Origin of the sequence: Okeania sp. KiyG1, assembly GCF_014132355.1 — a bacterium.
In the GTDB taxonomy this organism is placed as follows: Bacteria; Cyanobacteriota; Cyanobacteriia; order Cyanobacteriales; family Microcoleaceae; genus Okeania.
In genome coordinates this window covers 36198-43282 of record NZ_BLZO01000125.1, presented here as the reverse complement: position 1 = coordinate 43282, position 7085 = coordinate 36198, and the positions used below count along the sequence as shown (strand labels likewise).

Annotated in this window: 7 protein-coding genes; 6 read left to right on the top strand and 1 reads right to left on the bottom strand. The window is 34.5% G+C overall.

What is annotated here, in order from left to right; genetic code table 11:
- Nucleotides 1-259 precede the first annotated feature (259 nt).
- Complete coding sequence (locus SAGCYANO_RS30240; RefSeq protein ID WP_202223446.1) at nucleotides 260-1009, top strand: cobalt-precorrin-6A reductase; 750 nt, start codon at nucleotides 260-262, stop codon at nucleotides 1007-1009.
- Nucleotides 1010-1723: 714 nt separating this feature from the next.
- Here the strand turns inward: SAGCYANO_RS30240 and SAGCYANO_RS30230 are convergent.
- On the bottom strand, nucleotides 1724-3139 hold the full coding sequence (locus SAGCYANO_RS30230) for an ATP-binding protein (protein WP_202223444.1): 1416 nt from the start codon (nucleotides 3137-3139) through the stop codon (nucleotides 1724-1726).
- A 218-nt stretch (nucleotides 3140-3357) separates the two neighbouring features.
- On the opposite strand from SAGCYANO_RS30230, the gene SAGCYANO_RS30225 reads away from it, so the two are divergent.
- The 5 genes from SAGCYANO_RS30225 (at nucleotide 3358) to SAGCYANO_RS30205 (ending at nucleotide 6653) form a co-directional block, all read left to right on the top strand.
- The gene (locus SAGCYANO_RS30225; RefSeq protein WP_202223443.1) at nucleotides 3358-3804 is read left to right on the top strand and encodes a hypothetical protein; all 447 of its coding nucleotides are present in this window, start codon (nucleotides 3358-3360) and stop codon (nucleotides 3802-3804) included.
- An 82-nt stretch (nucleotides 3805-3886) separates the two neighbouring features.
- Complete coding sequence (locus SAGCYANO_RS30220) at nucleotides 3887-4303, top strand: hypothetical protein (protein ID WP_202223442.1); 417 nt, start codon at nucleotides 3887-3889, stop codon at nucleotides 4301-4303.
- A 91-nt stretch (nucleotides 4304-4394) separates the two neighbouring features.
- Nucleotides 4395-4979 (top strand): hypothetical protein, encoded by a 585-nt coding sequence (locus SAGCYANO_RS30215; RefSeq protein ID WP_202223441.1) that lies wholly within the window; start codon nucleotides 4395-4397, stop codon nucleotides 4977-4979.
- 105 nt (nucleotides 4980-5084) lie between these two features.
- A complete protein-coding gene (locus SAGCYANO_RS30210; RefSeq protein ID WP_202223440.1) occupies nucleotides 5085-5765 on the top strand; it encodes a hypothetical protein in 681 nt (226 codons plus the stop codon).
- Between the two features lie 219 nt (nucleotides 5766-5984).
- Nucleotides 5985-6653 (top strand): hypothetical protein, encoded by a 669-nt coding sequence (locus tag SAGCYANO_RS30205; protein ID WP_202223439.1) that lies wholly within the window; start codon nucleotides 5985-5987, stop codon nucleotides 6651-6653.
- The last annotated feature ends 432 nt before the right edge of the window (nucleotides 6654-7085 follow it).

The window sequence follows — 7085 nt, the reverse complement described above, 5'->3', positions numbered from 1 at the left end:
CAAAACACTATATGTACCATAGTGCTATAGTTATTATCTACTATATGTACTTCCTTTGCGTAAGTCCTGATAATTAGTGATAAAAAAACTTTCTCCTTCTCCTCCTCTTTGTTCTTCTTTATTTCCTCCTGACTCCTGTACGTCGCCAATCCGACGGTTCCCCTACCTGACTTCCCCTCCACGGTCGGGGTTAGGGGTGGGTTGACTCCTAAGAAATATCCTAGCTATTTGTAGCAAAAACTTATCAATTTGATATAAAATGACAAAACAAAAACGAGTGCTGATTTTGGGAGGCACTGGAAATGGATGGAAACTGGCAGCTTTAGCTACTAAAATACCAGGGTTAGAGGTAATCAATTCCCTAGCTGGTCGCACTCGTCAACCTTCGATAAAATCTACCCATACAAGAATAGGGAATTTTGGTGGTGTACCAGGGTTAACAGAATATCTACGATCGCAACAAATAAATTTGCTAATTGATGCAACTCATCCTTTTGCCGTTCAAATTTCTTGGAATGCAGCGATCGCTACTTCAGAATTGAATATTCCTCATTTGATGCTCATCTCCCCTGCATGGGAAAAAACAGAAGGCGACCGCTGGGTGGAAGTAGCAAATAACGAAACTGTTATCGAAATTTTACCAAAATTCGCTCAACGAGTATTTCTGAGCATCGGTCGTCAAGAGTTAGCAAGTTATGCTCATCTCCACAACCTCTGGTTTTTAATGCGGACCATAGACCAACCTCAACTGAATAGCTTAATACCCCCAGGAAAACTATTGACTAAACGTGGACCTTTTTCCTTATTAGAAGAGCGGTCGCTTTTACAAAAATACAATATAGAGGCGATCGTTAGTAAAAATAGTGGTGGCGATGCTACATATCCAAAAATTATTGCGGCGCGGGAATTAGGTATTCCAGTGGTAATGATCCAACGACCTCCTCTTCCTGATGGAAAACAGGTAACTGATGTAGAAAGTGCCGTCTCTTGGATCGGAAATTATATTTAGGGTTTGCTTATGGAAGTCTTATGGGTGAGAGTAGGAGTCAGGAGTCAGGAGTCAGGAGACAGGAGAAATGGGAATGAGCGAGGAGTTAGGAGTAAGAATTGTTCCTTGATTTTTCTGTCCAAAGGAAGAGGAAGAATAGGAGAAGAAGAAGAAAGTTTTTTTATAACTAATTATCCGGACATGATATTAGGAGTCAGGATGGAAAAAGAGGGAAGAGCAGGAGAAAGTTTTTTTCATCACTAATTATCCGGACATGATATAACTTCTTGGATAGTCCTGCTCGCGTAATGGTAGATGGGGATGAACAGCGACGCTTCATGGGAGCAAAATACGAGTAATATGATGTCCGGTTGAACAGTGATAAATAAATAACTACGGAGGAGTCAGGAGTCAACCCACCCCCTAACCCCTCCTGGGAGGGGAAGTCAGGAGTCAGGAGGAAAGAGGGAAGAAAGAAGAAGAACTGGAGTTGAAGGAGAAAGTTTTTTTTTATAACTAATTATCCGGACATGATATAAGGGAAGGGAGCAAGATGCTCCCACTGTTTTTGTCCTTGAGCAAAATAATTACTTTTCAAATTGATGAACCACATCGTCACAACAAAAATCGTGTAGGGGCGTTTTGCTCCGCAACATATAAAGCAGCAGCTCTACGTTAGCAAATGGCCATCCGCCCCTACTTCTTCCCTCTTCCCTCTTCCTTCTTCCTTCTTACCTATGTCCTTACCCGATAATTTTTTATGTAATGCTTAAATATAGCTTTAACGCCAAATGAAATCTCTTTTTCCTCTGTAATTTTATCTATCAAACTTCGTCTTTCTAGAGATAGTAATGTTTGAAATAATTCTGGTGATGATAATTGGGATTTTTCTAATATTTGGGAAACTGAAACAGATTTTGGTTGTTCGCTGAGTAGAAAAATAATTTGTTTTTCTAATTCAGACAAACGTTGAAAATGTTGCTGGAAAATATTGGTTAATTCTCTGCACAAAAATAATGGTTGATAACTCAAATATTGAGCGACACTCCCACCCAATAAATTTTTAATTGTCTGCCCTACTAATTTTAACCATTGAGGATTACTTTGATAGAAGTTTATCAATTCTTGCCATTTTTCCTCATCCGATAATCCTTGATTTTTCAGCATCTCACGCGCCACCTTTTCCGTTAAACCAGTTAACTGAAATAAATGTACTGCTGAGTCATTATCTGTAAAACTGAAAACTTCTAAAGGTGGCTCCCAACTATTCAGAATCAAACAACTATTGTGAGGAAGTTCGCCGATAATTTTAAATAGGTTGCCATAGTTTTCGTATGCTGGTTTATAGTTACCAATAAGTTGCCCACTACTGAGTATTTGTTGTAGGTCATCTAGAATAATTAGACAACGCATATCTCGTAATTTTTCAACGAGCAATGACAGTTGACCATCGGTGTTATTGGAGAGGTTTATTTCTGTTACGTTGGAGATAATTTCAATTAAATTTTTGAGGGTTACGTTTAGGGGTGGAGATGTGCGGAGGGTGCGCCAGATGATGTAGTCGAAATTAGATTCTATTTCTGGGATGAGGTGACGAATAATAGTGCTTTTACCGATACCGCTTATTCCTGAGACGGCGATAAGACGACAGCGATGTTTGACTATCCAGGTTTTGAGAGTTGTGAGTTCGGTGGAGCGATCGTAGAATGTTTTTTTGATATCTGGTGCGTCTCTGAGGTCGAGTTTTGGCAGTGGGGTGTTATTTTTGTTTGCTGTTTGTGTAGTGGGTAATTTTTGTTTGGTTTCTGGGGAATGAGTGTTATCTGTACAGAGATTAATATTACCTTTTACATAATTACTTTGTCCGAAATTAAATATACTTGAAACATTAGAAACTTGATATCTTTCCATCGCAGCGCGGAAATTTGACTTATGAATTTTTTCTTTTAATTCCTGAGAAATAAGTTGCCATAAATTGGAAGCGACATTGCCCACATGAAATTTAGTGCAGTGATATTGTTGAGCAACCTTTGAGTATTTTTCCCCTTGCCAAGTAGCGCGTAAAATAGCTTCTTGCAGACTATCAAGGTGTTTGCCAGTTTTGTCAAAAACCACATCATCAACAAACCTTAAAACTTCATTAAGAGTCATTAGTCAAATTTAGTTAGGAATTTATTCCTATTATATCTGATGTTTTCTGATATTTCGGGAAAAAAATCTGATATTTTCTGATGATTATGTTTAGTCATACATTATTTTTTGTGAGGTTTTATAAGTAGTAGGTCTGATTATCTGTTGTAGTAAATTATTAGGTATTAGATTACTTGGTAAAACTATAACAATTTTTATCGCTGGAGAATATCTAATCTATGAAAGCCACAAAAGTTACATCTATGTTTTTCAATAGAAAAAAACGCAAAAAACAAGAAGAACTTAAGAAGGTAATTAAATTACTTTCTCAACTAAATAACAAAACATCAACAGTTAGAAAAAATCAACACAATCCATCATTTAAAATACCGAAAGCCCTTTGGGTAGCTGTTAGGTTAGCTCTAATTTTTGGACCAATAATTGGATGGGCAGAACCAGCAATAGCAGACGTTTTTGAGGATCTTGATTGGGATGGAGATGACATAGACATTAATGAAATTGATCCGACAGTTCTAGATAGTTTTACTGATATATTAGACAGTTTAAACGAGCTAGATTTTGATGAATTATATCTTAACGTTGAATATATTGATGTTAGCGATTTAACTTTAGATGAATTACAGTCTGCTAGGTGTAACATTGAATTGGTATTAAGAAACTTATGAAAAATTCAAAATTGATCGGGTATTAAGACATATTTCATTAGCTGTTTATGAACACTAAGTTATTTACTAATAAAGGATAAGTATGAAAAATCAATATTTAAAATTAACGGCTGTTTTGTTAATTACCTTTCCTTCATTATTGGGATGTAGAGTAGCAAAACAGCTTATTAAAATTGGGCCTGAAGTAATTGAACCAGCATCAGATGCTGTAAGACAAGGGGGAAGAGCGTTAAAAACCCTAGACCAAAGCCAAGTTTCTCAGTTGAAAAAGTCAATTAGACAAGCAGCATCTTTCAATATTACACAAGAAGCAATTAATAATGGGAATAAAATTTCCAAGCAGAAGGTAGAAAAACATATTGCCGACGAGATTGAACGAGAAATGAAAAGAATGAAGCGAACCTTGAATAGGACACAAAAACAACAAATAGAAGAAGAGGTAGAAGAAGAAGTAGAAAAAGACCTCGAAGAAAACGGAATAACTGTAACTGGTTATTAAGATTTGAATTATTTGATAATCTTCAATCTATTATTGTCATTATTGATGAATCTATCTATTAATTAAGTCATCCAGATTTAGGATAAATATTATGCCTAAAAACTTCAAAAAAATAGGCTATTGTTTTGTAGCAACAACACTATTGATACTTGGTATTAGTTCAAAAACAAATAGTCAAAATACTGCTCCCGGTTTATGTCTGAGACATACAAGAATAAGTGGTTCATCTGGAAATGTGATAGATACTAATTGGATATGTTCAAGAGCAGGTGATTTTAGTCAATGGATTGGATTAGGAGATGATACTGGTTGGAAGGATCAAGAATTAGCTTTTAGAGCAATTGGTGGCGCAAAAATTTGTTTGGAGCATACTAGAATTAGCCCCGCTAGCGGATTACTTAGAAGTAGCAAATGTAGCAAATCTTATAATGATATTCAGTCAGTAGGTTTAGGAGACGATACTGGTTGGAAAGATCAAAAATTGACTTTTACTATTTATACTCCTAAAGAGAATTACGAAATGTGTTTACAACATAGAAGAAGAAGTGGTAGTTCAGGAAAAGTAATTAATACTGGTTGGAAATGTGCCTGTGAGTATGATATGGCAACCATTTATTTAGGAGATGATACTGGTTGGAAAGACCAAAATTTAAGATTTACAGTAAGAAATAGATAATAACTTTAGAAAGGGAAAGATAACTATTTCTTGAAAATTTAATTATTTGACAATATTCCATCTATTAATTTGACGTAAAGTAAATTTTTAATAGGAATAAAAATTATGAAATCACGAAAATTATTGAATCTAGCCACAACATTTCCAATCGTCAGAAAAAGAAAGTTGTTCAAAAACTTATTGTTGTATCCTACTGCGCTTTTAACAGCTTTAAGTTCAACTTTTTTGATACAGGAAAAAACCAACTCCATTGATATTGAAAATGTTGAAATACGTGCCCCTATTCAAGTCTGCAACGAATATAAAAATAAAATATATGTAGCTAGGGCAAGACGGCGAGTTTATATAGGAGGAGGAAGAACTGGAATTGGTACTCGATACAGTACAACACTACAAGCATCAAAAGTTACGGGATGGATTTCGGTTCTTCCTAACCAATGTAAAAATTTTTACACTCTAGCATTAGATGCTGCTCATCCAAAAAATTTAAAAAGTTGGGGTCAGGAAAACTGGATATATATAGAGAGTTCTGACAATAAAAAGTTTCCTCCGCAAAATATAACCAGTTATAAAAAGCAGGGGCGTAACTATACAAAACCAGAATTTTGTGTAACTAATAAGGGTTTTAATTTTTCTTCGAGAAACTATCAAGACTCTCAAAGAATAGGAAACAGAATTTGTCCTGGTTATCATGATGGGTATCAAAAATCTACCTTACCTGAAGGTGCATACTTTGTCAGATTTTATTATGTTACCTCCAAAAACAATGAGATAGTTTTTCGCTAGATTTAGTTCTCGTGGGCAAATTTTGATAAATCTATATGAACAGTAAAATTTTTTATATTTGCCTATCCTGCTCCTAGCGATCGCTGTAAACCACGAGCAATAAGAAATAGATAATAACTTTATAAAGGGAAAGATAACTGTTTCTTGAAATTGAAATTATTTGACAATATTCAATTTATTAATTTGACGTAAAGTAAATTTTTAATAGGAATAAAAATTATGAATCCACAAAAATTATTGAATCTAACCACAGCATTTCCAATAGTCAGTAAAAGAAAGTGGCTCAAAAACTTATTGTTGTATCCTACTGCGTTTTTAACAGCTCTAAGTTTAACTTTTTTGATAGAGGAAAAAACAAATTCACAAGTAAATATTATTACTGAAATATTTTACAATGTTAAAGTCTGCAACGAGTATAAAAAGAAAATATTTGTAGCTAGGGCAAAACAACGAATTTATACGGTAGCAGGAGCTCGCAATTATGGTAGTCCATACGGTGTAACAGTAGAAGCATCAAAACTGAGGGGATGGGGTTCAGTTCCTCCTAACGAATGTAAAAGTTTTCCCATTTTAAAATTAGATATTGATGCTCCACAAGGACGGTATGACCGCACAGAAGACTGGATATATCTAGAGAGTTCTGACAATAAAAAATTTCCTCGACAAGACATAACAAGTTATAAAAATTCTCAGGGAGGTAACTCTAGAAAACCAGAATTTTGTGTAACGAATAAGGCTTTTAATTTATCTTCTAGAAATTATCAAAAAATAGGAACCAGAATTTGTCCTGGTTATAATGCTTATCAAGAATCTACCTTACCTGAAGGTACATACTTTGTCAGGTTTTATAGGGTTTCTCCTGAGAAAAATCAGATAGTTTTTCGCTAGATTTATTTATGGTGGGCAAATGTTGACGAATTTATATCCACAGTAAAATTTTTGATATTTGCCTACCCTACTTATTACTTTAATACCTAATTACAAAGACTTAACCGATCTAATCATTTCCACCAAAATTCTTATAATTTTCCTCGAATCTTTAATATAGTAATTCTCCACATCAATAAACACTTCATTCTTTTCCAATTTCAAAAATTTCCAGACATGACCTGTCTTCATTAATTGATAATTGATAATGGATAATTGATAATTACCTCGGGTTTTAACCGTTACGGAATTGAATATAAGGAAATATTATTTCTTTTTTTTCCCCGATCAAGGGGAAGCTTTAAACCAGAATTATTTAATTATTAATTATTAATTATTCGGTAACTACACCATAAATAAATAAAAGGAACATCTTTACCGAAAAATTGTGGT